Source organism: Enterobacter sp. CFEC122 (assembly GCF_052983755.1).
Genome location: NZ_JBRIQR010000014.1, coordinates 104,187 through 129,858, shown reverse-complemented (window position 1 = coordinate 129,858; position 25,672 = coordinate 104,187). Strand labels below are relative to the sequence as shown.

The 25,672-nt window shown below is 54.0% G+C and carries 22 protein-coding genes; 20 read left to right on the top strand and 2 right to left on the bottom strand.

Going from position 1 to position 25,672, the window contains the following annotated elements:
- Nucleotides 1–133: 133 nt before the first annotated feature.
- Nucleotides 134–2,002 (bottom strand): low affinity potassium transporter Kup, encoded by a 1,869-nt coding sequence (gene kup, locus ACVCAM_RS12190; RefSeq protein WP_021242659.1) that lies wholly within the window; start codon nucleotides 2,000–2,002, stop codon nucleotides 134–136.
- Between the two features lie 222 nt (nucleotides 2,003–2,224).
- Between kup and ravA the strand changes: the two genes are divergently transcribed.
- Nucleotides 2,225–3,721: an ATPase RavA gene (ravA, locus tag ACVCAM_RS12185; RefSeq protein ID WP_447093602.1), complete on the top strand. Its 1,497-nt coding sequence runs from the start codon at nucleotides 2,225–2,227 to the stop codon at nucleotides 3,719–3,721.
- Entirely contained in the window at nucleotides 3,715–5,166 is a 1,452-nt protein-coding gene (viaA, locus tag ACVCAM_RS12180; protein WP_407223764.1) for an ATPase RavA stimulator ViaA, read from the top strand. The genes ravA and viaA overlap by 7 nt, the downstream gene beginning before the upstream one ends.
- On the opposite strand, the gene asnA is transcribed toward viaA, so the two are convergent.
- The gene (gene asnA, locus ACVCAM_RS12175) at nucleotides 5,167–6,159 is read right to left on the bottom strand and encodes an aspartate--ammonia ligase (RefSeq protein WP_049121445.1); all 993 of its coding nucleotides are present in this window, start codon (nucleotides 6,157–6,159) and stop codon (nucleotides 5,167–5,169) included.
- Between the two features lie 151 nt (nucleotides 6,160–6,310).
- Between asnA and asnC the strand changes: the two genes are divergently transcribed.
- The 18 genes from asnC to ACVCAM_RS12085 all read left to right on the top strand — a co-directional run bounded on the left by asnC (nucleotide 6,311) and on the right by ACVCAM_RS12085 (nucleotide 25,668).
- A complete protein-coding gene (gene asnC, locus ACVCAM_RS12170) occupies nucleotides 6,311–6,769 on the top strand; it encodes a transcriptional regulator AsnC (RefSeq protein ID WP_008500198.1) in 459 nt (152 codons plus the stop codon).
- A 90-nt stretch (nucleotides 6,770–6,859) separates the two neighbouring features.
- Nucleotides 6,860–7,309: an FMN-binding protein MioC gene (mioC, locus tag ACVCAM_RS12165; RefSeq protein ID WP_008500197.1), complete on the top strand. Its 450-nt coding sequence runs from the start codon at nucleotides 6,860–6,862 to the stop codon at nucleotides 7,307–7,309.
- Nucleotides 7,310–7,683: 374 nt separating this feature from the next.
- Complete coding sequence (gene mnmG / locus ACVCAM_RS12160) at nucleotides 7,684–9,573, top strand: tRNA uridine-5-carboxymethylaminomethyl(34) synthesis enzyme MnmG (protein WP_008500196.1); 1,890 nt, start codon at nucleotides 7,684–7,686, stop codon at nucleotides 9,571–9,573.
- Between the two features lie 107 nt (nucleotides 9,574–9,680).
- A complete protein-coding gene (gene rsmG, locus ACVCAM_RS12155) occupies nucleotides 9,681–10,304 on the top strand; it encodes a 16S rRNA (guanine(527)-N(7))-methyltransferase RsmG (RefSeq protein WP_008500195.1) in 624 nt (207 codons plus the stop codon).
- A 616-nt stretch (nucleotides 10,305–10,920) separates the two neighbouring features.
- Entirely contained in the window at nucleotides 10,921–11,301 is a 381-nt protein-coding gene (atpI, locus tag ACVCAM_RS12150; RefSeq protein WP_008500194.1) for a F0F1 ATP synthase subunit I, read from the top strand.
- An 8-nt stretch (nucleotides 11,302–11,309) separates the two neighbouring features.
- Nucleotides 11,310–12,125: a F0F1 ATP synthase subunit A gene (gene atpB / locus ACVCAM_RS12145; protein WP_008500193.1), complete on the top strand. Its 816-nt coding sequence runs from the start codon at nucleotides 11,310–11,312 to the stop codon at nucleotides 12,123–12,125.
- Nucleotides 12,126–12,174: 49 nt separating this feature from the next.
- Nucleotides 12,175–12,414, top strand: coding sequence for a F0F1 ATP synthase subunit C (gene atpE / locus ACVCAM_RS12140; RefSeq protein WP_000429386.1), 240 nt, complete (start codon nucleotides 12,175–12,177; stop codon nucleotides 12,412–12,414).
- 48 nt (nucleotides 12,415–12,462) lie between these two features.
- Nucleotides 12,463–12,933, top strand: coding sequence for a F0F1 ATP synthase subunit B (gene atpF, locus ACVCAM_RS12135; RefSeq protein ID WP_003862370.1), 471 nt, complete (start codon nucleotides 12,463–12,465; stop codon nucleotides 12,931–12,933).
- A 14-nt stretch (nucleotides 12,934–12,947) separates the two neighbouring features.
- A complete protein-coding gene (atpH, locus tag ACVCAM_RS12130) occupies nucleotides 12,948–13,481 on the top strand; it encodes a F0F1 ATP synthase subunit delta (RefSeq protein WP_008500192.1) in 534 nt (177 codons plus the stop codon).
- 12 nt (nucleotides 13,482–13,493) lie between these two features.
- The gene (gene atpA / locus ACVCAM_RS12125; protein WP_003862367.1) at nucleotides 13,494–15,035 is read left to right on the top strand and encodes a F0F1 ATP synthase subunit alpha; all 1,542 of its coding nucleotides are present in this window, start codon (nucleotides 13,494–13,496) and stop codon (nucleotides 15,033–15,035) included.
- A 51-nt stretch (nucleotides 15,036–15,086) separates the two neighbouring features.
- Nucleotides 15,087–15,950, top strand: coding sequence for a F0F1 ATP synthase subunit gamma (atpG, locus tag ACVCAM_RS12120; protein ID WP_008500191.1), 864 nt, complete (start codon nucleotides 15,087–15,089; stop codon nucleotides 15,948–15,950).
- Nucleotides 15,951–15,981: 31 nt separating this feature from the next.
- The gene (gene atpD / locus ACVCAM_RS12115; RefSeq protein ID WP_003862362.1) at nucleotides 15,982–17,364 is read left to right on the top strand and encodes a F0F1 ATP synthase subunit beta; all 1,383 of its coding nucleotides are present in this window, start codon (nucleotides 15,982–15,984) and stop codon (nucleotides 17,362–17,364) included.
- Between the two features lie 20 nt (nucleotides 17,365–17,384).
- Nucleotides 17,385–17,804, top strand: a complete 420-nt coding sequence (locus tag ACVCAM_RS12110) for a F0F1 ATP synthase subunit epsilon (RefSeq protein WP_006177560.1) — start codon at nucleotides 17,385–17,387, stop codon at nucleotides 17,802–17,804.
- Between the two features lie 138 nt (nucleotides 17,805–17,942).
- Nucleotides 17,943–19,313 (top strand): bifunctional UDP-N-acetylglucosamine diphosphorylase/glucosamine-1-phosphate N-acetyltransferase GlmU, encoded by a 1,371-nt coding sequence (gene glmU / locus ACVCAM_RS12105; protein ID WP_059363311.1) that lies wholly within the window; start codon nucleotides 17,943–17,945, stop codon nucleotides 19,311–19,313.
- 225 nt (nucleotides 19,314–19,538) lie between these two features.
- A complete protein-coding gene (gene glmS, locus ACVCAM_RS12100; RefSeq protein ID WP_008500188.1) occupies nucleotides 19,539–21,368 on the top strand; it encodes a glutamine--fructose-6-phosphate transaminase (isomerizing) in 1,830 nt (609 codons plus the stop codon).
- Between the two features lie 428 nt (nucleotides 21,369–21,796).
- Nucleotides 21,797–22,375: a chaperone-usher fimbrial major subunit gene (locus ACVCAM_RS12095; RefSeq protein ID WP_227879848.1), complete on the top strand. Its 579-nt coding sequence runs from the start codon at nucleotides 21,797–21,799 to the stop codon at nucleotides 22,373–22,375.
- A 71-nt stretch (nucleotides 22,376–22,446) separates the two neighbouring features.
- Nucleotides 22,447–23,130, top strand: a complete 684-nt coding sequence (locus ACVCAM_RS12090; protein ID WP_045353381.1) for a fimbrial chaperone — start codon at nucleotides 22,447–22,449, stop codon at nucleotides 23,128–23,130.
- An 18-nt stretch (nucleotides 23,131–23,148) separates the two neighbouring features.
- The gene (locus ACVCAM_RS12085) at nucleotides 23,149–25,668 is read left to right on the top strand and encodes a fimbria/pilus outer membrane usher protein (protein WP_407223767.1); all 2,520 of its coding nucleotides are present in this window, start codon (nucleotides 23,149–23,151) and stop codon (nucleotides 25,666–25,668) included.
- Nucleotides 25,669–25,672: the final 4 nt, after the last annotated feature.

The window sequence follows — 25,672 nt, the reverse complement described above, 5'->3', positions numbered from 1 at the left end:
TGTGATCGACGTCGAAACGTTTCGCTAAGTGAAATATTGATGGGAGAAATTGCCCTGCGGCGCTTCGCTTGCACGGGCCTACGGGTTTGGTAGGCCGGGTAAGCGCAGCGCCACCCGGCATTTTGGAAAGGACTTAAATCTCGACCTGCGTACCCAGCTCTATCACGCGGTTAGGCGGGATCTCAAACTGGTCAGGCGCGCGCAGGGCGTTACGCTGCAGGATCAGGTACAGCTTGCCGCGCAGGCGCAGGTACCACGGGCGCTTACCGATGATCAGCGACTCGTGGGACATAAAGAACGACGTCTCCATCATGCGGCAGCTTAAGCCTTCCAGACCGCAGCGGTGGAACACCTCTTCCACGTTCGGCGTTTCGCGCCAGCCGTAGCTTGCCACCACGCGCCAGAAGGTCGGGGAGAGCTGCTCAATCTGCACGCGGCGTACGTTGTGAACATATGGCGCATCTTCGGTGCGCAGCGTCAGCAGGATCACGCGCTCGTGCAGCACTTTGTTGTGCTTGAGGTTATGCATCAGCGCGAACGGGATCACGTTCAGGGCGCGAGACATGTACACCGCGGTGCCGGGCACGCGGACCGGCGGGGATTTCTCCAGCGAAGCGATCATCGCCTCCAGAGAATTCCCGTGCTCATGCATACGGCGCAGCAGGCGGAAGCGCTCGCTTTTCCAGGTGGTCATGACGATGAACATCACCAGCCCCAGCGTCAGCGGCAGCCAGCCGCCGGAGACAATCTTGTCGAGGTTCGCAGAGAACAGCGGCACGTCAATACACAGGAAGCCCACCAGAATCATCGCCACGAGGAATTTATTCCAGTGCCAGTTACGGTACGCCACCGTGGTGGAGAGAAGCGATGTCAGCACCATAGTGCCGGTTACCGCAATACCGTACGCCGCCGCCAGGTTGCTGGAGTGCTCGAAGCTGACAATCACAATCACAACAGCGAAGTAGAGCAGCCAGTTAACGAACGGGATGTAGATCTGGCCCGACTCCATCTCTGAGGTATGAATGATGCGCATCGGTGAGAGATACCCCAGACGCACGGCCTGGCGCGTCAGAGAAAACACGCCGGAAATCACCGCCTGAGAGGCAATGACGGTCGCCAGCGTCGCCAGGATCAGCATCGGCACCAGCGCCCAGTCAGGTGCCAGCAGGAAGAACGGGTTCTTGATCGCCTCCGGGTTTTTGAGCAACAGCGCGCCCTGGCCGAAGTAGTTGAGCACCAGCGACGGCAGCACAACCAAAAACCAGGCCACGCGGATAGGCAGCTTTCCGAAGTGACCCATATCCGCATACAGCGCTTCCACACCGGTGATGGAGAGCACGACCGCCCCCAGCGCCACGAAGGAAACTACTTTGTATTCGAGGAAGAAATGCACGGCCCAGTATGGGTTCAGCGCATGCAGCACTTCCGGGTTCGCGATAATGCTGCGTAAACCGAGCGCCGCCAGGATCAGGAACCAGGCCAGCATAATCGGCGCAAACAGTTTTCCCACCAGCCCGGTACCGTGCTTCTGGATCACAAACAGCAGCGTCAACACGATTATCGCCAGCGGGACCACCCACGTATCAAGCTGTGGCGCGATAATCTCCAGCCCCTCTATCGCCGAGAGGACCGAAATCGCGGGCGTGATAACCACCTCTCCGTAGAAGAAGCTGCCGCCAATCAGGCCGATAATCACCAGAACGGAGGTCATTCTGGCGGAGGTGTTGCGCCCTGCAAGGGACATCAGGGTCAGGATACCGCCTTCGCCCGCGTTATCAGCGCGCATAACGAAGGAGAGATACTTAACGGAAACGACCAGAATCAGCAGCCAGAAGATGAGGGACAGGAAGCCAAACACGGCATCGCGCTCAACACCAAAGCCAAACTGGCCGGACAAACATTCACGAAGCGTATAAAGCGGGCTGGTGCCGATATCACCGTAGACAACCCCGATCGCCGCAAGCGTAATTGCGGGTAATGATTGCTTATTATCAGTGCTCATAGACTAGTCTTTTCGTTTAAATAACAAATGTGTTCCTGGTCCCTTGGCCCACAAAAAGCGCACAGTATGCACGATTCATTGCAAAATCGTACCCCTAAATGCAACCGCATTAATGTAGCGCAAAGAAAATTGCGCCGCACTTCAGCCTATTACCAGCCCTGACTGAAACGTCTATACTCGCTTCAATTGGCCGCCACGACGGCGAAAGGATGCAAAACTATTATGGCTCACTCACATTTATTAGCAGAAAGAATTTCCCGCCTCAGCAGCGCGCTGGAGAAAGGCCTTTTCGAGCGTAGCCACGCCATTCGCCTCTGTTTACTGGCAGCATTGAGCGGTGAAAGCGTGTTTCTGCTTGGGCCGCCGGGCATCGCCAAAAGCCTGATTGCCCGCAGGCTTAAGTTTGCTTTTAAGAACGCCCGCGCGTTTGAATACCTGATGACCCGCTTTTCCACCCCGGAAGAGGTGTTTGGCCCCCTTTCCATTCAGGCGCTGAAAGATGAAGGGCGCTACGAGCGCCTGACGACGGGGTATCTGCCTGAGGCAGAAATTGTCTTCCTTGATGAGATCTGGAAAGCCGGCCCGGCCATTCTGAACACCCTGCTCACGGCGATAAATGAACGTCGGTTCCGCAACGGCGCCAGTGAAGAGAAAATCCCGATGCGCCTGCTGGTGGCCGCCTCAAACGAACTGCCTGAAGCCGACAGCAGCCTGGAAGCGCTGTATGACCGTATGCTGATCCGCCTGTGGCTGGACAAAGTGCAGGATAAGTCCAATTTCCGTTCCATGCTGGTCAGCCAGCAGGATGAGAACGAGAACCCGGTAGCAGCGTCATTGCAGGTATCAGACGAGGAGTATTACCAGTGGCAGGAAGAGATCGGTAAAATTAAGCTGCCTGATTCCGTCTTCGAGCTGATCTTCATGCTGCGCCAGCAGCTTGATTTACTGCCCTCTGCCCCCTATGTCTCCGATCGCCGCTGGAAAAAAGCGATCCGCCTGCTGCAGGCCAGCGCCCTGTTCAGCGGTCGCGATGCCGTTGCGCCCATCGATCTGATCCTGCTGAAAGACTGCCTCTGGCACGACGCGGAAGGCATGAATCTGATGCAGCAGCAGCTCGACGTTTTGATGACCGGACACGCCTGGGGACAGCAGGCGATGCTCAATCAGCTGGGGGCGATTGCCCAGCGGCGCATCCAGCTTCAGCAGCAGCAAAGTGATAAAACCGCGCTGAAAGTGAATCGCCTGGGGGGGATGTTCGCCCGCAAACCGCACTATGAATTACCCCCTGAACTCACCAGCCCGACGCTGACCCTGCTGCTTCAGCAGCCGCTCAAGCTACATGATATGCAGGTGGTGCACGTGACGATTGAGCGCGAGACGCTGGCGCAGTGGCTGGATAAGGGCGGAGAGATCCGTGGAAAGCTCAACGGCATCGGTTTCGCGCAGCCGCTGAATATGGAAGTGGACAGCAGCCAGCAACTGGTGATCCGCGACGTCAACCTGCAGGGCTCGCGTCTTGCGCTTCCGGGAACCGCCTCTGAGAGCGTCCCTGAAGAGATTAAGCAGCAGCTGGACGCGCTGGACACCGAATGGCACCAGCAGCACACCCGCTTTAGCGAGCAGCAAAAATGCCTCTTTATCCATAGCGACTGGTTAGGCCGCATCGAAGCCAGCCTGCAGGACGTCAGCGCGCAGATCAAACAGGCGCGTCAATGCTAACCCTGGATACGCTTAACGTCATGCTGGCCGTCAGCGAGGAAGGGTTGATCGAAGAAGTGGTGATCACCCTTCTGGCTTCACCGCAGCTGGCGGCCTTCTTTGAAAAATTTCCGAAGCTCAAAAAGGCGATGACCGACGATCTTCCGCGCTGGCGGGATAACCTGCGTCAACGGTTTAAAGAGACCGAAGTCCCCCCTGAGTTAACGGAAGAAGTGGCCTGCTATCAGCAGTGCCAGCGACTTTCCACGTCGCAGTTTATCGTCCAGCTTCCGCAAACCCTGACGTTGCTCGACAAGGTCCACTCCCCGTTTGCCAGCCAGGCCCGTGGGCTGGTCACGGATAACGCCACGTTCACTCCCGCACTGCACACCCTCTTTTTACAGCGCTGGCGTCTCAGCCTGGTGGTGCAGGCCACGACGCTAAACCAGCAGCTGCTGGATGAAGAGCGCGAACAGCTGCTCAGTGAAGTTCAGGAACGCATGACCTTAAGCGGCCAGCTTGAGCAGGTGCTGGTGGAAAATGAAAACGCGGCAGGGCGTCTCTGGGACATGAGCGCGGGCCAGCTTCGGCGCGGGGACTATCAGCTGATCGTCAAGTACGGCGATTTTCTGGCGCAGCAGCCCGAGCTGATGAAGCTTGCAGAACAGCTGGGACGTTCAAGGGAGGCAAAGTCGGTTCCAAAGAAGGACGCCCCGATGGAAACCTTCCGCACCCTGGTGCGTGAGCCGGCCACCGTTCCAGAGCAGGTCGACGGGCTCCAGCAGAGCGATGACATTCTGCGCCTGCTGCCCACCGAGCTGAGCACGCTCGGAATGACCGAGCTGGAGTACGAGTTTTACCGTCGGCTGGTGGAAAAGCAGCTCCTCACCTACCGGCTGCACGGCGAAGCCTGGCGCGAGAAAGTCAGCCAGCGGCCGGTCGTTCATCAGGATTTTGACGAGCAGCCGCGCGGTCCATTTATTGTCTGCGTGGATACGTCCGGCTCCATGGGCGGGTTTAACGAGCAGTGTGCAAAGGCGTTCTGTCTGGCGCTGATGCGCGTGGCGCTCGCCGATCGCCGTCGCTGCTTCATTATGCTGTTCTCCAGCGAAGTCGTGGGCTATGAGCTGACGAACCAGCAGGGGATCGAGCAGGCAATCCGCTTCCTGAGCCAGCGTTTTCGCGGCGGCACCGATCTGGCCAGCTGTTTTCGCAGCATCGTTGAGCGGATGCAGGGCGGCGACTGGTATGACGCTGACGCGGTAGTGATATCCGATTTTATTGCCCAGCGGCTGCCGGATGACGTGGTCAATAAAGTGAAGGAATTACAGCGTATGCATCAGCACCGTTTTCATGCGGTGGCGATGTCCGCCCATGGAAAACCCGGCATCATGCGCATCTTCGATCATATCTGGCGCTTTGATACCGGGTTGCGTAGCCGCCTGCTCAGACGCTGGCAGCGTTAATTACAGAAGAGAACCGACGCTTTCACGTACCTGCTGCGGCCAGACGCCACACTGCACCTGACCAATATGGGGCAGCTGAAGCAGCAGCATGGTCAGACGGGACTGGCCGATACCGCCGCCAATCGTCTGCGGCATTTCCCCACGCAGCAGCGCCTGGTGCCACTCCAGTTTGAGACGATCTTCATCTCCGGTCACCGCCAGCTGGCGCTTCAGCGCCTCAGCATCCACGCGGATCCCCATAGAAGAAAGCTCGAATGCGTCTTCCAGTACCGGGTTCCACACCAGAATATCGCCGTTCAGTCCGGCAAACTCGTCCTCACCGGTGGTGCTCCAGTCATCATAATCCGGCGCACGAACGTCGTGGCGTTTGCCATCAGACAGTTTGCCGCCGATCCCAATCAGGAATACCGCCCCGAGCTCTTTGGCGATCGCCCGCTCGCGGCCTTTGGCATCCAGATCCGGGAAACGGGTCAGCAATTCCTGGCTGTGTACAAAGTGGATCGTTTCCGGCAGGAACGGTGCCAGACCAAACGCTTTGCTTACGGCCGCTTCGGTCGCTTTGATCCCGGCGTAGATCGCCTCAACGGTAGACTTCAGCGTGCCAACGTGGCGCTCGCCATCGCCCATCACGCGCTCCCAGTCCCACTGGTCAACGTAAACGGAATGAATGGGAGACAGGCGGTCTTCATCGGGGCGAAGGGCTTTCATGTGCGTGTAGAGCCCTTCGCCCGCGCTGAAGTCATGTTGTCCCAGGGTCTGACGCTTCCACTTCGCCAGTGAATGAACCACTTCGAACTGGGCGTCTGGCAGCGTTTTCACTTTTACCTGTACCGCTTTTTCGCATCCAGAGAGGTTATCCTGCGTCCCGTCACCCACGCGGCTGAGGATCGGGGCCTGGACTTCAATCAGCCCAAGCTTCTCTTCCAGCTGGCGGGAAAAATGGGATTTTACGAAACTGATCTGGCGTTGTTTTGCGATGTAAGCGGTTTTCATTATTTATACTCCTGCGTCCTGTTGATATTGATTAAGCAACAGAAATGACACCTTATTCAATAACCCATCAGCAAAAAGCCATCTTCACTTTTGATTCGATAAAATAAGGCGCTAGAATAGAGTGATTCATTAATCTTCATAAGAAAAAGCTATGGAAAATTATCAGATCGACAATCTCGACCGCGGCATTCTGGAGGCGTTAATGGCCAATGCCCGTACCGCCTACGCCGAACTGGCGAAACAGTTTGGCGTCAGCCCGGGAACCATTCACGTTCGCGTAGAGAAGATGAAGCAGGCGGGGATCATTACCGGCGCGCGCATTGACGTCAGCCCGAAGCAGCTGGGTTACGACGTCTGCTGCTTCATCGGCATCATTCTAAAAAGCGCCAAAGACTACCCTTCCGCCCTGGCGAAACTGAACGCGCTGGATGAAGTCACCGAGGCGTACTACACCACCGGGCACTACAGCATCTTTATTAAGGTCATGTGCCGATCCATCGACGCGCTCCAGCAGGTACTTATCAACAAGATCCAAACAATCGATGAAATTCAGTCCACCGAGACCCTGATCTCCCTGCAAAACCCGATCATGCGTACCATCCGCCCGTGATCGGGCAAATTCATTCCCACATTTTCCACAGGTAGATCCCAGCTCGTTCACAGCGTACAATGGCCGTCTCTTTATCTGGGCGAGCGATCAATGGCGGACATTACCCTTATCAGCGGCAGCACCCTGGGTGGTGCAGAATACGTAGCGGAACATCTGGCTGAAAAGCTGGAAGAGGCGGGCTTTTCTACGGAAACCCTGCACGGCCCGTTGCTGGAAGATCTCCCGACTGACGGGGTCTGGCTGCTGATCACCTCCACGCACGGCGCGGGCGATCTGCCGGATAACCTGCAACCTTTATATGACGAACTGCTGGAACAGCAGCCCGACCTGTCAAACGTCCGTTTTGGCGCAGTAGGGATCGGCAGTCGTGAATATGACACCTTTTGCGGGGCAATAGAGAAAGTCGAAGCCGCTGTGACCTCCTGCGGAGCAAAACAGCTGGGTGAAACGCTCAAGATCAACATCCTCGATCATGACATTCCGGAGGATCCAGCCGAGATCTGGCTCGCGGAATGGAAAAATTTACTCAAAAACGATTAAAGATCGCGCGAACAGATGTGGATAACTCTGGTTAAAAGCTCGTATTAACCCGTAGTTATCCAAAGAACAACCGTAGCGCAGTTTTTAGCCTGTGTATAAAGTCGCGATCTGATCCCAGCTTATACGGTCCAGGATCACCGATCATTCACAGCAAACGATCCTTTCTAACTGCATGATCTTCTTTATGAGATCGGACTTATCCACACGGGTTCGCGATCCTAATAAGAGATCACAATAGAACAGATCTCTAAATAAAAAGATCTTCTTTTTAATAGCCCAGGATCCCAATGCTTTCTCGAAAGACTAAAGTTGAGTAGAATCCACGGCCCGGGCTTCAATCCATTTTCTTACCGCTTTACGCGAGGCAGACCACCATGTTTTATCAGGATCCTTTTGACGTCATCATCATTGGCGGGGGTCACGCAGGCACTGAGGCCGCAATGGCCGCAGCGCGAATGGGTCAGCAGACCCTGCTTTTGACACACAATATCGACACGCTGGGACAAATGTCCTGTAATCCGGCGATTGGCGGCATTGGGAAAGGACACCTGGTAAAAGAAGTGGATGCACTTGGCGGCCTGATGGCGAAAGCGATCGATCACGCAGGCATTCAGTTTAGGATACTAAACGCCAGTAAAGGCCCCGCCGTGCGGGCGACCCGTGCTCAGGCAGACCGCGTACTTTATCGACAGGCGGTACGTACCGCGCTGGAGAACCAGCCGAACCTGATGATCTTCCAGCAGGCGGTTGAAGATCTTATCGTTGAGAACGATCGCGTCGTAGGCGCCGTGACCCAGATGGGCCTCAAATTCCGCGCCAAAGCCGTGGTGTTGACCGTGGGTACCTTCCTTGACGGTAAAATTCATATTGGTCTGGATAACTACAGCGGCGGCCGTGCTGGCGATCCGCCGTCTATCCCATTGTCTCGCCGTCTGCGCGAGCTGCCGCTGCGCGTCAGCCGCCTGAAAACCGGCACGCCGCCGCGTATTGATGCGCGCACCATTGATTTCAGCGTGCTGGCGCAACAGCACGGTGATAACCCAATGCCGGTCTTCTCGTTTATGGGCAATGCGGCACAGCATCCGCAGCAGGTGCCGTGCTACATCACGCACACCAACGAGAAAACCCATGACGTGATCCGCAATAACCTCGATCGCAGCCCGATGTACGCCGGCGTGATCGAAGGGATCGGTCCACGCTACTGCCCGTCGATCGAAGACAAAGTGATGCGCTTTGCCGATCGCAACCAGCACCAGATCTTCCTGGAGCCGGAAGGGTTGACCTCAAACGAAATTTACCCGAACGGCATCTCCACCAGCCTGCCGTTCGACGTACAGATGCAAATTGTTCGCTCAATGCAGGGTATGGAGAACGCAAAAATCGTTCGCCCTGGCTACGCTATTGAGTACGATTTCTTCGATCCGCGTGACCTGAAGCCGACCCTGGAGAGCAAATTCATCCACGGTCTGTTCTTCGCGGGTCAGATTAACGGCACCACCGGCTACGAAGAAGCGGCTGCACAGGGCCTGCTTGCCGGTCTGAACGCCGCGCGCTTCTCTGCTGAGAAAGAGGGCTGGGCTCCGGCGCGTTCTCAGGCTTATCTGGGCGTGCTGGTTGACGATCTCTGCACGCTGGGTACCAAAGAACCGTACCGTATGTTTACCTCTCGCGCGGAATATCGCCTGATGCTGCGTGAAGATAACGCCGACCTGCGTCTGACCGAAATGGGCCGCGAGCTGGGTCTGGTCGATGACGAGCGCTGGGCGCGCTTCAACGAGAAGCTGGAGCGCATTGAGCAGGAACGTCAGCGTCTGAAAACCACGTGGGTGAATCCGCAGGCGGAAACCGCTGCTGAAGTGAACGCTCACTTAACCGCGCCGCTGTCGCGCGAAGCCAGCGGTGAAGATCTGCTGCGCCGTCCAGAAGTCACCTACGAGAACCTGGTCAAACTGACCGCGTTCGCGCCGGGCCTGGAAGACGCTGAAGCGGCAGAGCAGGTCGAGATCCAGGTGAAGTACGAAGGTTACATCGCCCGTCAGCAGGATGAGATCGAAAAACAGCAGCGTAACGAAAACACGCTGCTGCCGGAAATGCTGGACTACCGCCAGGTGACGGGCCTTTCCAACGAAGTGATCGCCAAGCTGAACGATCACAAACCGGTGTCGATCGGTCAGGCATCCCGCATCTCGGGCGTGACCCCGGCGGCGATTTCGATCCTGCTGGTGTGGCTGAAAAAGCAGGGCATGTTGCGCCGTAGCGCGTAATTGACATTGCTTTTGGCGGGTGGCGCTTCGCTGACCCGCCCTACTTATTCGTAGGCCCGGTAAGCGGCAGCGCTACCGGGCAAAAAAACTCTCAACAGGTATTCACTGTGCTCAACAAACTCTCTCGTCTGCTGGATCAGGCAGGTATTTCGCTCACCGATCACCAGAAAAATCAGCTGGTGGCCTATGTCGATATGCTGAACAAATGGAACAAAGCGTACAACCTGACGTCTGTTCGCGACCCCAACGAGATGCTCGTTCGCCACATTCTCGACAGCATCGTGGTTGCTCCCTGGCTGAAAGGTGAACGCTTTATCGACGTGGGGACGGGCCCTGGTCTGCCGGGTATTCCGCTGTCGATTGTTCGCCCTGAGAGCCATTTCACGCTGCTGGACAGCCTTGGCAAACGCGTGCGCTTTTTACGCCAGGTACAGCATGAGCTAAAGCTTGAAAACATCACGCCCGTGCAGAGCAGGGTAGAGGAGTTCCCGGCAGAGCCGCCGTTTGACGGGGTTATCAGCCGCGCATTTGCGTCGCTCAACGATATGGTGAGCTGGTGCAAGCACTTACCTGCGGAGAATGGCCGCTTTTATGCACTGAAAGGGCAGTTGCCAGGCGATGAGATTGAACAGCTTCCGGACGGTTTTGCTGTCGAGTCTATTGAGAAATTACAGATTCCTCAGCTCGAAGGCGAACGACACCTGGTGATAATTAAGCCAAACAATTTTTAAAAAATTAATAAAAAATGTGGAATTCGTGCTGTTCTTATCATGTTAAAAAACAGCACAACTACCGGGGATTTACCGAGGAGCTTTTAACCTCTGCTTCACTAAGGTTTTTCTTCCGGTTAACGAAGCAATCGTTATTCACCGAGAAGATAGTCATCTTTGAAAATATAAGTCTGCTAAAAGTGGAAGGCAGTAACCAGAACGCAATGTTAATTATTTATTAAGAATGTCAATAAAAGGTTTTTATTGTGTACTGGGCTGTTTTGAAAATAGTTGCGACATTTTGCGTTTAATTTCATAAAGATAAATTTCTGCGATTTGCGCCTTTGATAAATACAACCTTATCGCAAATGTGTGTTTTGTGATCTCGTGCACGCTTTATCGACAACGTTTTCGCGCTGTTTGCAGTTTTGGTCAAAGGTTGACGCTTTCAGCGAAAGTTAAAAAATAGCGGTGGGGAAAAATATTTAAACATTTATTCACCTTTTCGCTACTTAATGTTTGAAATCACGGGTGCGCACCGTATAATTTGACCGCTTTTTGATGCTTGACTCTGAGCCTTAAAGGACGTTTTATACGACACGCGGCATACCTCGAAGGGAGCAGGAGTAAAAACGTGATGTCTGTGTCGCTCTTGAGTAGAAACGTTGCTCGTAAGCTTCTGTTCATTCAGTTTCTGGCTGTGATAGCAAGTGGACTGCTGTTTAGCCTCAAAGACCCCTTCTGGGGCATCTCCGCCGTGTGCGGGGGTTTGGCGGTTGTGCTGCCAAACGTGTTGTTTATGATTTTTGCCTGGCGTCATCAGGCGCATACACCTGCCAAAGGCCGCGTGGCCTGGTCCTTCGCCCTCGGCGAAGTGTGTAAGGTGTTGCTGACCTTTGCTCTACTGGTGATGGCGCTGGCGGTTTTGAAAGTGGTCTTCATGCCGCTGATAGCAACGTGGGTTTTGGTGCTGGTGGTACAAGTTCTGGCTCCAGCTGTAATCAATAACAAAGGGTAAAAGGCATCATGGCTTCAGAAAATATGACGCCGCAGGATTACATAGGTCACCATCTGAATAACCTTCAGCTGGACCTGCGTACATTCTCGCTGGTGGATCCACATAACCCCCCGGCCACCTTCTGGACGATCAACATCGACTCCATGTTCTTCTCGGTGGTTTTGGGTCTTCTGTTCCTGGCCATGTTCCGCGGTGTTGCTAAACGAGCGACCAGCGGTGTACCAGGGAAATTCCAGACCTTCATCGAAATGATCATCGGCTTCGTCCATGGCAGCGTCAAAGACATGTACCATGGCAAGAGCAAGCTTATTGCTCCGCTGGCGCTGACCGTGTTCGTTTGGGTCTTCCTGATGAACCTCATGGACCTGCTGCCAATCGATCTGCTGCCGTTTATTGGCGAGCACATCTTCGGCCTGCCAGCACTGCGCGTGGTTCCGTCTGCGGACGTGAACATCACCCTGTCGATGGCGCTGGGCGTGTTTATCCTGATTCTTTTCTACAGCATCAAAATGAAAGGCGTAAGCGGCTTTGTGAAAGAGCTTACCTTGCAGCCGTTCAACCACTGGGCGTTTATTCCGGTCAACCTGATCCTGGAAGGCGTTAGCCTGCTGTCCAAACCTGTTTCACTGGGTCTGCGACTGTTCGGCAACATGTATGCGGGTGAGCTGATTTTCATTCTGATCGCGGGTCTTCTGCCGTGGTGGTCACAGTGGGTTCTGAATGTGCCGTGGGCCATTTTCCACATCCTGATCATTACGCTGCAAGCCTTTATCTTCATGGTTCTGACGATCGTCTATCTGTCGATGGCGTCTGAAGAGCACTGATTTTTTACCAACACTACTACGTTTTAATTGAAACAAACTGGAGACTGTCATGGAAAACCTGAATATGGATCTGCTGTACATGGCTGCCGCTGTGATGATGGGTCTGGCGGCTATCGGTGCTGCGATCGGTATCGGCATCCTCGGGGGCAAATTCCTGGAAGGCGCTGCGCGTCAACCTGATCTGATTCCTCTGCTGCGTACTCAGTTCTTTATCGTTATGGGTCTGGTGGATGCTATCCCAATGATCGCTGTAGGTCTGGGTCTGTACGTGATGTTTGCTGTCGCGTAGTAGTAGTTTTAAAACCCTAAGCCACAGATATTAAAGAGGTATTGTGCTGTGAACATGAACGCAACAATCCTCGGCCAGGCCATCGCGTTTATTCTCTTTGTCTGGTTCTGCATGAAGTATGTATGGCCGCCTTTAATGGCAGCCATCGAAAAACGTCAGAAAGAAATTGCTGACGGTCTGGCTTCTGCAGAACGCGCTAAGAAAGATTTGGACCTTGCACAGGCCAACGCGACAGACCAGCTGAAAAAAGCGAAAGCGGAAGCTCAGGTTATCATCGAACAGGCTAACAAACGTCGTTCGCAGATCCTGGACGAAGCGAAAGCTGAAGCAGAACAGGAACGTACTAAGATCGTGACACAGGCTCAGGCTGAAATTGAAGCTGAGCGTAAACGTGCTCGTGAAGAACTGCGTAAGCAGGTTGCGATTCTGGCTGTTGCTGGCGCCGAGAAGATCATCGAACGTTCCGTGGATGAAGCTGCTAACAGCGACATCGTGGACAAACTTGTCGCTGAACTGTAAGGAGGGAGGGGCTGATGTCTGAATTTGTTACGGTAGCTCGCCCCTACGCCAAAGCAGCTTTTGACTTTGCTATCGAACACCAAAATGTCGATCGCTGGCAGAATATGCTGGCGTTTGCCGCTGAGGTGACGAAAAACGAACAAATGGCCGAGTTGCTTTCCGGTGCGTTAGCACCTGAAACCCTCGCCGCGTCGTTTATCGCCGTGTGCGGAGAGCAACTGGATGCCAACGGCCAGAACCTGATTAAGGTGATGGCAGAGAATGGTCGTCTCCGTGTGCTCCCGGATGTTCTCGAGCAGTTTGAGCACTTACGTGCCCTTAGTGAAGCTACCGCTGAAGTCGAAGTGACTTCTGCGACTGAACTGAGTGACGAACAGCTTGCGAAAATTACCGCCGCGATGGAAAAACGTCTGTCACGCAAAGTTAAGCTGAATTGCAAAATCGATAAGTCTGTAATGGCAGGCGTAATCATCCGTTCGGGTGATATGGTCATTGATGGCAGCGTACGCGGCCGTCTTGAGCGCCTTGCAGACGTCTTGCAGTCTTAAGGGGACTGGAGCATGCAACTGAATTCCACCGAAATCAGCGAACTGATCAAGCAGCGCATTGCTCAGTTCAATGTTGTGAGTGAAGCTCACAACGAAGGTACTATTGTTTCTGTAAGTGACGGTGTTATCCGCATCCACGGCCTGGCCGATTGTATGCAGGGTGAGATGATTTCCCTGCCGGGTAACCGTTACGCTATCGCACTGAACCTGGAGCGCGACTCCGTTGGTGCAGTTGTGATGGGTCCATACGCTGACCTCGCCGAAGGCATGAAGGTTAAGTGTACTGGCCGTATTCTGGAAGTACCGGTTGGCCGTGGCCTGCTGGGTCGCGTTGTTAACACCCTGGGTGCGCCAATCGACGGTAAAGGTCCGGTTGAGCACGATGGCTTCTCCCCAATCGAAGTTATCGCACCGGGCGTTATCGACCGTCAGTCCGTAGATCAGCCTGTTCAGACAGGTTATAAGTCCGTTGACGCCATGATCCCAATCGGTCGTGGTCAGCGTGAACTGATCATCGGTGACCGTCAGACCGGTAAAACCGCGATGGCAATCGACGCCATCATCAACCAGCGTGACTCCGGCATCAAATGTGTGTACGTGGCCATCGGCCAGAAAGCGTCCACCATTTCCAACGTGGTTCGTAAACTGGAAGAGCACGGCGCGCTGTCTAACACCATTGTTGTTGTGGCGACCGCGTCTGAATCTGCTGCACTGCAATACCTGGCACCATACGCCGGTTGCGCAATGGGCGAATACTTCCGTGACCGCGGTGAAGATGCGCTGATCGTATACGATGACCTGTCTAAGCAGGCTGTTGCTTATCGTCAGGTTTCCCTGCTGCTCCGTCGTCCACCTGGACGTGAAGCGTTCCCTGGCGACGTATTCTACCTCCACTCTCGTCTGCTGGAGCGTGCTTCCCGCGTTAACGCGGAATACGTCGAGAACTTCACCAAAGGTGAAGTGAAGGGTAAAACGGGCTCTCTGACCGCGCTGCCGATCATTGAAACCCAGGCGGGTGACGTTTCTGCGTTCGTTCCGACCAACGTAATCTCCATTACCGATGGTCAGATCTTCCTGGAAACCAACCTGTTTAACTCCGGTATTCGTCCGGCGGTTAACCCGGGTATCTCCGTATCCCGTGTGGGTGGTGCTGCACAGACCAAGATCATCAAGAAACTGTCCGGTGGTATCCGTACCGCGCTGGCACAGTATCGTGAACTGGCTGCGTTCTCTCAGTTCGCATCCGATCTGGACGAAGCAACCCGTAAACAGCTGAGCCACGGTCAGAAAGTGACCGAGCTGCTGAAGCAGAAACAGTATGCACCAATGTCTGTTGCTCAGCAGGGCCTGGTACTGTTCGCGGCTGAACGCGGTTACCTCGAAGATGTGGAACTGGCGAAAATCGGTAGCTTCGAAGCCGCTCTGCTGGCTTACGTCGACCGTGATCACGCTCCGCTGATGCAAGAGATCAACCAGACCGGTGGCTATAACGACGAAATCGAAGGCAAGCTGAAAGCTATCCTCGATTCCTTCAAAGCAACCCAATCCTGGTAATCGTCCGGCGGCTTGTCTCAGGACAAGCCGCCTGGCATTGAGGAGAAGCTCATGGCCGGCGCAAAAGAGATACGTAGTAAGATCGCAAGCGTCCAGAACACGCAAAAGATCACTAAAGCGATGGAGATGGTCGCCGCTTCCAAAATGCGTAAATCGCAGGATCGCATGGCGGCCAGCCGTCCTTATGCAGAAACCATGCGCAAAGTGATTGGTCACCTTGCAAACGGTAATCTGGAATATAAGCACCCTTACCTGGAAGAACGCGACGTTAAGCGCGTGGGCTACCTGGTGGTGTCGACCGACCGTGGTCTGTGTGGCGGCTTGAACATTAACCTGTTCAAAAAACTGCTGGCGGATATGAAAGCATGGTCTGAAAAAGGCGTTCAGTGCGATATCGCAATGATCGGCTCTAAAGGCGTCTCTTTCTTTAACTCCGTTGGTGGCAACATTGTCGCTCAGGTGACCGGTATGGGTGATAACCCGTCCCTGTCCGAACTGATCGGCCCGGTTAAAGTGATGTTGCAGGCCTATGATGAAGGCCGTCTGGACAGACTGTACGTTGTCAGCAACAAATTCATTAACACCATGTCTCAGGTTCCAACGCTCACTCAGATGCTGCCGTTACCGGCATCAGAAGATGACGAGCTGAAGCAAAAAGCCTGGGATTACCTGTATGAACCCGATCCGAAACCGCTGCTGGATACCCTGCTGCGTCGTTACGTTGAATCTCAGGTTTATCAGGGCGTTGTAGAAAACCTGGCCAGCGAGCAGGCCGCACGAATGGTGGCGATGAAAGCCGCGACCGATAATGGCGGCAGCCTGATTAAAGAGCTGCAGTTGGTTTACAACAAAGCTCGTCAGGCCAGCATTACTCAGGAACTCACCGAGATCGTCTCGGGGGCCGCCGCGGTTTAACCAGGTTTACGAATTACGTAGAGGATTCAAGATGGCTACTGGAAAGATTGTCCAGGTAATCGGCGCCGTGGTGGACGTCGAGTTCCCTCAGGACGCCGTACCACGCGTGTACGACGCGCTTGAGGTACAGAATGGTAACGAGAGCCTGGTGCTGGAAGTTCAGCAGCAGCTCGGCGGCGGTATCGTGCGTACCATCGCGATGGGTTCTTCCGACGGTCTGCGTCGTGGTCTGGAAGTAAAAGACCTTGAGCACCCGATCGAAGTCCCGGTAGGTAAAGCAACACTGGGTCGTATCATGAACGTATTGGGTCAGCCAATCGACATGAAAGGCGACATCGGTGAAGAAGAGCGTTGGGCTATCCACCGCGCGGCACCTTCCTACGAAGAGCTGTCCAGCTCTCAGGAACTGCTGGAAACCGGTATCAAAGTTATCGACCTGATGTGTCCGTTTGCGAAGGGCGGTAAAGTTGGTCTGTTCGGTGGTGCGGGTGTAGGTAAAACCGTAAACATGATGGAGCTGATCCGTAACATCGCGATCGAGCACTCCGGTTACTCCGTATTTGCGGGTGTAGGTGAACGTACTCGTGAGGGTAACGACTTCTACCACGAAATGACTGACTCCAACGTTCTGGACAAAGTATCCCTGGTTTACGGCCAGATGAACGAGCCACCTGGAAACCGTCTGCGCGTTGCGCTGACCGGCCTGACGATGGCTGAGAAGTTCCGTGACGAAGGCCGTGACGTTCTGCTGTTCGTTGATAACATCTATCGTTACACCCTGGCCGGTACTGAAGTATCTGCACTGCTGGGTCGTATGCCTTCAGCGGTAGGTTATCAACCAACGCTGGCGGAAGAGATGGGTGTTCTTCAGGAACGTATCACCTCTACCAAAACCGGTTCTATCACCTCCGTTCAGGCGGTATACGTACCTGCGGATGACTTGACTGACCCATCTCCAGCCACCACCTTTGCGCACTTAGATGCAACCGTGGTACTGAGCCGTCAGATCGCGTCTCTGGGTATCTACCCAGCCGTTGACCCGCTGGACTCCACCAGCCGTCAGCTGGATCCACTGGTTGTTGGTCAGGAACACTACGACACCGCGCGTGGCGTACAGTCCCTGCTGCAGCGTTACCAGGAACTGAAAGACATCATCGCCATCCTGGGTATGGATGAACTGTCTGAAGAAGACAAACTGGTGGTAGCACGTGCGCGTAAGATCCAGCGCTTCCTGTCCCAGCCGTTCTTCGTTGCGGAAGTATTCACCGGTTCTCCGGGTAAATACGTTTCCCTGAAAGACACCATCCGTGGCTTTAAAGGCATCATGGAAGGCGAATACGATCACCTGCCAGAGCAGGCGTTCTACATGGTTGGTTCCATCGAAGAAGCTGTGGAAAAAGCCAAAAAACTTTAACGCCTTAATCGGAGGGTGATATGGCAATGACTTACCACCTGGACGTCGTCAGCGCAGAGCAACAAATGTTCTCTGGTCTGGTCGAGAAAATCCAGGTAACGGGTAGTGAAGGTGAGCTGGGTATTTTCCCGGGTCACGCACCGCTGCTCACCGCCATTAAGCCTGGTATGATCCGCATCGTTAAACAGTTCGGTCACGAAGAGTTTATCTATCTGTCCGGCGGCATTCTTGAAGTGCAGCCTGGCAGTGTGACCGTTCTGGCCGATACCGCTATTCGTGGCCAGGATCTCGACGAAGCGCGAGCCCTGGAGTCGAAGCGTAAGGCTGAAGAGCACATTAGCAGCTCTCATGGCGACGTGGATTACGCTCAGGCGTCTGCGGAGCTGGCCAAAGCGATCGCGAAACTGCGCGTTATCGAGTTGACCAAAAAAGCGATGTAACACCGGCTTGAAAAGCACAAAAGCCAGTCTGGATACCAGGCTGGCTTTTTTTTTCGGCCTTAATTCATGATGAAAAAGATGTAGAATTTTAAGCATCAAACGTTTTTACTTCTCACTCAAACTACCGTCAGGATGCGTATGTCAAACAGTGCGATGAGCGTGGTGATCCTTGCCGCAGGCAAAGGGACCCGCATGTATTCCGACCTGCCTAAAGTGCTTCACACGCTTGCAGGAAAGCCAATGGTGCAGCACGTCATTGATGCAGCGAATGAATTGGGCGCCAGTCAGGTCCACCTGGTCTACGGCCACGGCGGCGATCTGCTTAAAAAGACGCTGAGCGACGACAAGCTCAACTGGGTGCTTCAGGCCGAGCAGTTGGGTACAGGCCATGCCATGCAGCAGGCAGCGCCCTTCTTTGCGGATGACGAAGACATTTTGATGCTCTACGGCGATGTCCCGCTGATCTCCGTTGAAACGCTGACTCGCCTGCGTGAAGCCAAACCGCAGGGCGGCATCGGTTTATTAACCGTCGTGCTGGACGATCCAACCGGTTATGGCCGTATCACCCGTGAAAACGGCAACGTTACGGGTATTGTTGAGCATAAAGATGCCAGCGAGGCGCAGCGTCAGATTCAGGAGATCAACACCGGTATCCTGATTGCCAATGGTGCGGATATGAAGCGCTGGCTGTCGAAGCTCAATAATAATAACGCCCAGGGTGAATACTACATCACCGACATTATTGCGATGGCATACCTGGAAGGGCGCGAGATTGCGGCGGTCCATCCGGCGCGCATCAGCGAAACCGAAGGGGTGAACAACCGTCTTCAACTCTCCCGTCTTGAGCGCGTTTATCAGTCCGAACAGGCCGAGAAACTCCTTCTGGCTGGCGTGATGCTGCGCGATCCGGCGCGTTTCGATCTGCGTGGAACGTTAGCGCACGGGCGCGACGTTGAAATTGATACTAACGTCATCCTCGAGGGTAACGTGACGCTGGGCAACCGCGTCAAAATTGGCGCTGGCTGCGTGATCAAAAACAGCGTCATTGGTGACGACTGTGAAATCAGCCCGTACAGCGTGGTGGAAAATGCCCGTCTGGATGTGGCCTGTACCATCGGCCCGTTTGCGCGTTTGCGCCCGGGCGCTGAGCTGCTGGAAGGCGCTCACGTGGGCAACTTCGTTGAGATGAAAAAAGCGCGTCTGGGTAAAGGCTCTAAAGCCGGTCATTTAACCTATCTGGGCGACGCGGAAATTGGTGACAACGTCAACATTGGCGCAGGCACAATCACCTGTAACTATGACGGCGCCAATAAGTTTAAAACCATCATCGGTGATGATGTGTTTGTCGGTTCCGACACCCAACTGGTGGCGCCTGTTACCGTGGGTAACGGCGTAACGATTGCCGCCGGGACAACCGTTACGCGCGATATCGCCGATAACGAACTGGTATTAAGCCGTGTGCCGCAGGTGCACAAGCAGGGCTGGAAACGTCCTGTGAAGAAGAAGTAACACCAAGGCGGGTGGCGCTACGCTTACCCGCCCTACGATTGAGTAGGCCTGATAAGGCGTAGCCGTCATCAGGCAAACCCGGGTGAGGAGATAAACATATATCTCCCCCCACAAGCAGTACCCATAAAAATAACCCCACTCTCTACAAGGCTCGGGGCGCCCGGAAAGGGCAAATACAGGTCAGCGACAACGCAGGCATTATGCCTAAATTCGGAATCTAAAATTATGTGTGGAATTGTTGGCGCAGTTGCGCAGCGTGATATTGCTGAAATCCTTCTCGAAGGTTTACGTCGTCTGGAATACCGTGGTTACGACTCTGCCGGTCTGGCTGTTGTCGATGCAGAAGGTCATATGACCCGTCTGCGCCGTCTCGGTAAAGTGCAGATGCTGGCCCAGGCCGCGGAAGAACATCCGCTGCACGGGGGAACCGGTATTGCGCACACCCGCTGGGCGACGCACGGCGAACCGTCTGAAGGCAACGCGCACCCGCATGTGTCTGAACACATCGTGGTCGTGCACAATGGCATTATCGAAAACCACGAACCGCTGCGTGAAGCACTGAAAGCGCGCGGCTACACCTTCGTCTCTGAAACTGACACCGAAGTGATTGCTCACCTGGTGCACTGGGAACTTGAGCAGGGCGGTACGCTGCGTGATGCGGTGCTGCGCGCTATTCCTCAGCTGCGCGGTGCGTACGGTACGGTGATCATGGATTCCCGCGACCCGTCCACGCTGCTGGCCGCGCGTTCCGGTAGCCCGATGGTTATCGGCCTGGGCATGGGTGAAAACTTTATCGCTTCCGATCAGCTGGCACTGCTGCCGGTAACGCGTCGCTTTATCTTCCTCGAAGAGGGGGATATCGCCGAAGTGACTCGCCGCAGCGTAACCGTGTTCGATACCAAAGGCGAGCAGGTGAAACGTCAGGAGATCGAATCGAATCTGCAGTACGACGCGGGCGACAAAGGCGCTTACCGTCACTACATGCAGAAAGAGATTTACGAGCAGCCAAACGCCATCAAAAACACCCTGACCGGGCGCATCAGCCATGGTGAAGTGGATCTAAGCGAGCTGGGCGCAAACGCGAACGAACTGCTCAGCAAGGTTGAGCATATTCAGATCGTGGCCTGCGGCACCTCCTACAACTCCGGTATGGTCTCTCGCTACTGGTTTGAATCTCTGGCGGGCGTGCCGTGCGACGTAGAAATTGCGTCTGAGTTCCGCTATCGCAAATCTGCCGTGCGTCGTAACAGCCTGATGATCACCCTTTCCCAGTCAGGTGAAACGGCAGATACCCTGGCGGCGCTGCGTCTCTCTAAAGAGCTGGGTTATCTGGGTTCTCTGGCCATCTGTAACGTCCCGGGCTCATCGCTGGTGCGTGAATCCGATCTGGCGCTGATGACCAAAGCGGGTACCGAAATCGGCGTGGCCTCCACCAAGGCGTTTACCACTCAGCTGACGGTTCTGCTGATGCTGGTGGCGAAACTGGCGCGTCTGAAAGGTGAAGATGCCTCTGTTGAGCATGACATCGTTCACGGTCTGCAGGCGCTGCCGAGCCGTATTGAGCAGATGCTGTCTCAGGACAAACGCATTGAAGCTCTGGCGGAAGATTTCTCTGACAAACATCACGCCCTGTTCCTGGGCCGTGGCGATCAGTATCCGATTGCGCTGGAAGGCGCGCTGAAGCTGAAAGAGATCTCTTACATTCACGCTGAAGCCTATGCGGCAGGCGAGCTGAAACACGGTCCGTTGGCGCTGATTGACGCGGATATGCCGGTTATCGTCGTGGCACCGAACAACGAACTGCTGGAAAAACTGAAGTCCAACATCGAAGAAGTCCGCGCCCGTGGCGGCGTGTTGTACGTCTTTGCTGATAAAGATGCCGGTTTCGCCAGCAGCGACAACATGCACATCATCGAGATGCCGCATGTGGAAGAGGTGATTGCGCCGATCTTCTACACCGTTCCGCTGCAGCTGCTGGCCTATCACGTGGCGCTGATCAAAGGCACCGACGTTGACCAGCCGCGTAACCTGGCGAAGTCCGTTACAGTAGAATAATCTCCAGCCTACCCGAGGCTGCCAGTATTCTGGCAGCCTCATAGTCCTCCCCTCAGCGATTACTTCTTTTTATCGCAGCCTGTTTCTTTTTTCATGTTTCCTTACATTATTGCGTCATCTGATTGTCTCGCCGATTTCTGCTTAAAAAATAATCTTATTTAGCGGTGGCAAAGAAAAGATATTGATAAATTCTCAAAAAAACAGAAAAGAGACATCAATAGCATTTTTTAATTATTTTTTATTCTTATTTGTAAGGGGTTTTTTATTTTTCGTTTTTATTATTTTATTTTAAAGATATTTCATGAGAGAAAACGTGTTTGTCATAGGGCAGGAATGAATTGTACTATCGCCACGCTTTAAAGGATGGTGTGTTTTATTTGAATGTGTAAATGAAACGCATACAAATAATATAAATTATGGAGAGTTTCATGAAATTAAACGTTATAGCCACTTCGCTGGTTTTATCTTCCGCCCTGTTTTCAGGTGCGACATTAGCGGCTGACGGTACTGTTCATTTCCGTGGCGAGGTGATTGATTCTACCTGTACAGTCACGACTGATACCAGCAACCAGACTGTTAATATTGGTCGTGTGGCGGCCACTACTTTCGCAGGTATTGATTCCACCGCGTCTGTTAAAGATTTCCACATCCGTCTGGAAGGCTGCCCGGCAACCTATACTCAGGCGGCAGTACGCTTTGACGGGACGGAAGATAAAGATACCATCGGTAAAGGTTATCTCTCAATCGGTACGCCGGTGAACGAAGACGGTACGGACGGCGAGTTCACTGGCAGCGGCGACGCCATTGCGGCGACGGGCGTGGCGATTAAACTGTTCAACCTGAGCGATGATACCGCGATCCCTTTGTATAACAATTCTAAATACGTTGCCATTGCTGATGGTAAAGCGGATATGGGATTCAAAGCGAAATTCGTCCAGACTCTGGCAACAGTGACGCCGGGTACTGCGAATGCTGACTCTCAGTTTACTATTGAATATCTGAAATAATCAGCGATTATGGATTCGGAGCCTGTTAAGAACTTATTAACAGGCTCCTTTATATATAAGGACATTGGATTATGCCAGGGCGTATAGTGAATGTATTAATAGCGTGTTGTCTTACGGGTATTTCTACACTGGCATCGGCAGGTGTGGTTATTGGTGGCACACGAGTGATTTATTTGAGTGATAAATCCGACACAACCATTACTGTCAAAAATAACGAAGCGGCTATCCCTTATCTTATTCAAACATGGGTTGACCCCTTCAATAATACAGGAACCGCGAAAAAACCACCGTTTACCGTCATTCCACCGGTATCTCGTCTGGAGGCTGGGCAGGAAAAAATTCTGCGCATTATGAAAACCGAGGGCAATTTACCGCAGGATCGGGAGTCGGTGTTCTGGCTGAACATCAAAAATATTCCCCCGGCGAGCAATAAGCCGAACGCGATGGAAATCGCTATTAAGACGCGTATCAAGCTGTTCTGGCGTCCGGCCTCGTTGAACATCACCCCGGAGCACGCCGCTACGCAGGTGAAGTGGCACAGAGAAAATCGGCAGTTGGTAGTTGAAAATCCCACGCCGCTAAATATCAACGTTATGAATGTGACAGTGGACGGCAAAGATGTGCCACTCAATATCGTCCATCCCTTTGAAACCCTGCGTTTACCCTTACCGGAAGGCGTGAATGGCCATGCGCTGGTGTGGCGGTATGTGAATGATTTCGGTGCGATTAGCCAGGATTTAAAAGCTGCGCTTTAAGCAAAGGATGGTTTATTTATGGAGTGTTCCCGTATTTTCATCGCGCTTGCTTCCGGGATGGTGCTTGGTTTATCCGGCGAGGCGGCCGCGAGGGATATGTTTAACCCTGCGCTGCTTGAAATCGATCATCCGGTGGACGTGGATATCCACCAGTTTAATCGCGCGAGCAGTCTGCCTGTCGGGAACTATAAGGTCAGTATTCATGTTAACGGCGAATATGTTGACCGCCGGGAGGTAACCTTTGTCGAAGATACTGCCACCAGCAACCTTCATCCTTGCTTCTCAGACGTCAAAACCGTGCTCGCTGAGCTTGGGGTAAAAGTGGCGGCTATCAAGGCCCTTAACGACATAGATGACAAAGCCTGTCTGAACCCCGCGCCGCTCGTTCCCGGCTCAAGCTGGACGTTTGATACGGATAAACTCCAGCTTAACGTCACGTTGCCGCAAATCTATATTGATGTATCGGCGCGCGGCTATATCAGTCCCTCACGCTGGGATGAGGGCATCAATGCGCTTATGGTGAACTACGATTTTTCCGGCTCCAGCACGGTGCATTCGAACGAGGATGTTAACGACGATTTTTATTATCTGAACCTGCGCAACGGTGCCAACCTGGGGGCATGGCGTTTACGTAACTACAGTACGCTAAACGTGACCGATGGCGAGTCTTCGTATCATTCGATCAATACCTATTTACAGCGCGATATCGCCGCGTTACGCAGCCAAATCATGCTGGGGGATACGTGGACCGCAAGCGACGTGTTTGACAGCACGCAACTGCGTGGGATGCGTCTCTACACGGATGATGACATGCTGCCTTCGAGCCTGACGGGGTTTGCGCCAGTGGTTCGCGGCGTGGCGAAAAGCAATGCGACCGTGATTGTGCGGCAAAACGGTTACATCATTTACCAGTCTGCCGTACCGCAGGGAGCGTTTGCGCTCAAGGATTTAAACACTACCAATTCGGGTGGCGATCTGGATGTTACCATCAAAGAAGAGGATGGCAGCGAGCAACATTTTACCCAGCCTTACGCCTCACTGGCGATCCTGAAGCGTGAAGATCAAACCGATGTCGATATCAGCGCGGGTGAACTGCGCGATCAAAACGATTTTCAGCCGACCGTTTTTCAGGCGCAGGTGTTACACGGTTTTCCTGCGGGTATTACCCTCTACGGGGGCGTGCAGGGAACCAGCGATTACACCTCCGCCGCGCTTGGCGTGGGGAAAGATATGGGTTCGCTGGGCGCCATTTCGCTGGACGTAACGCATGCCCGCGCGCGGTTTGAGGACGATGACGAAAGCGGGCAATCTTACCGTTTTCTCTATTCCAAACGTTTTGATGAAACTAACACAACGTTTCGGCTGGTGGGCTACCGCTACTCCACAGAGGGCTACTACACCCTGAACGAATGGGCGTCCCGGCAGAATAACGAGAGCGACTTCTGGACGACAGGTAACCGCCGTAGCCGTCTGGAGGGAACATGGACGCAGACCTTTGGCGACGGGATGGGAAATATTTATCTTACCCTTAGCCGCCAGCAGTACTGGAAGACGAATGAAGTCGAGCGGCTGGTGCAGCTGGGCTACAGCAATAGCTGGCGCTCTATTTCCTGGAACGTCTCCTGGAACTACACCGATTCACTCACCTCGGCCCAAAATAGCACCGACACTGACATCAGCGACAGCCAGGGCAGCGAACAGATTTTTATGCTCTCTCTCTCCATACCGTTGTCAGGCTGGCTACATGATAGCTACGTCAACTATGGGTACACCCAAAACAACCATGGAAAAGGGATGCACCAGGTGGGGCTGAGCGGTAACGCGCTGGATGCGCACAACCTCTCCTGGAACGTTCAGCAGTCTTACGATGCGGATAACGAAGATTACAACAACAGCGCAGGGGTGGGCTATGACGGCACATATGGTTCGGTAAACGCCAGTTACGACTATACCCAGGACAACCAGCGCCTTAACTATGGAATAAAGGGCGGGATTCTGGCCCACAGCGATGGCATAACTTTCTCTCAGGAGCTGGGGGAAACCGTCGCGCTGGTTAAAGCCCCGGGAGCTTCCGGCCTGGCGCTGGAGAATGGTACGGGTAAGGCGACGGACTGGCGCGGCTATACGGTACAGACGCAGCTCAATGCCTACGATGAAAACAGAGTGGAGATCGACAGCGATTACTTTGCGAAGGCCAACGTCGAAATCGACAACAGTATCCTCAGCGTTATCCCGACGCGCGGCGCGGTGGTACGGGCGGAGTTTGTCACTCACGTGGGCTATCGCGTCCTGTTCAATGTGCGGCAGAAGAGTGGCAAACCGGTGCCGTTTGGCGCAATGGCCTCGGCTGATTTACCCCACGGCAGCGTAACCGGCATTGTGGGCGAAAATGGCGAGCTTTATCTGTCCGGCATGCCGGAAGAGGGGGCGTTTGTCCTGAAGTGGGGTGCAGATAACACGATGACCTGCCCGGTTAACTACCATTTTACCCCGCCAGAAGGCGTTGAACTGATACAAATATCGGCAGTATGCCAATAGGGAA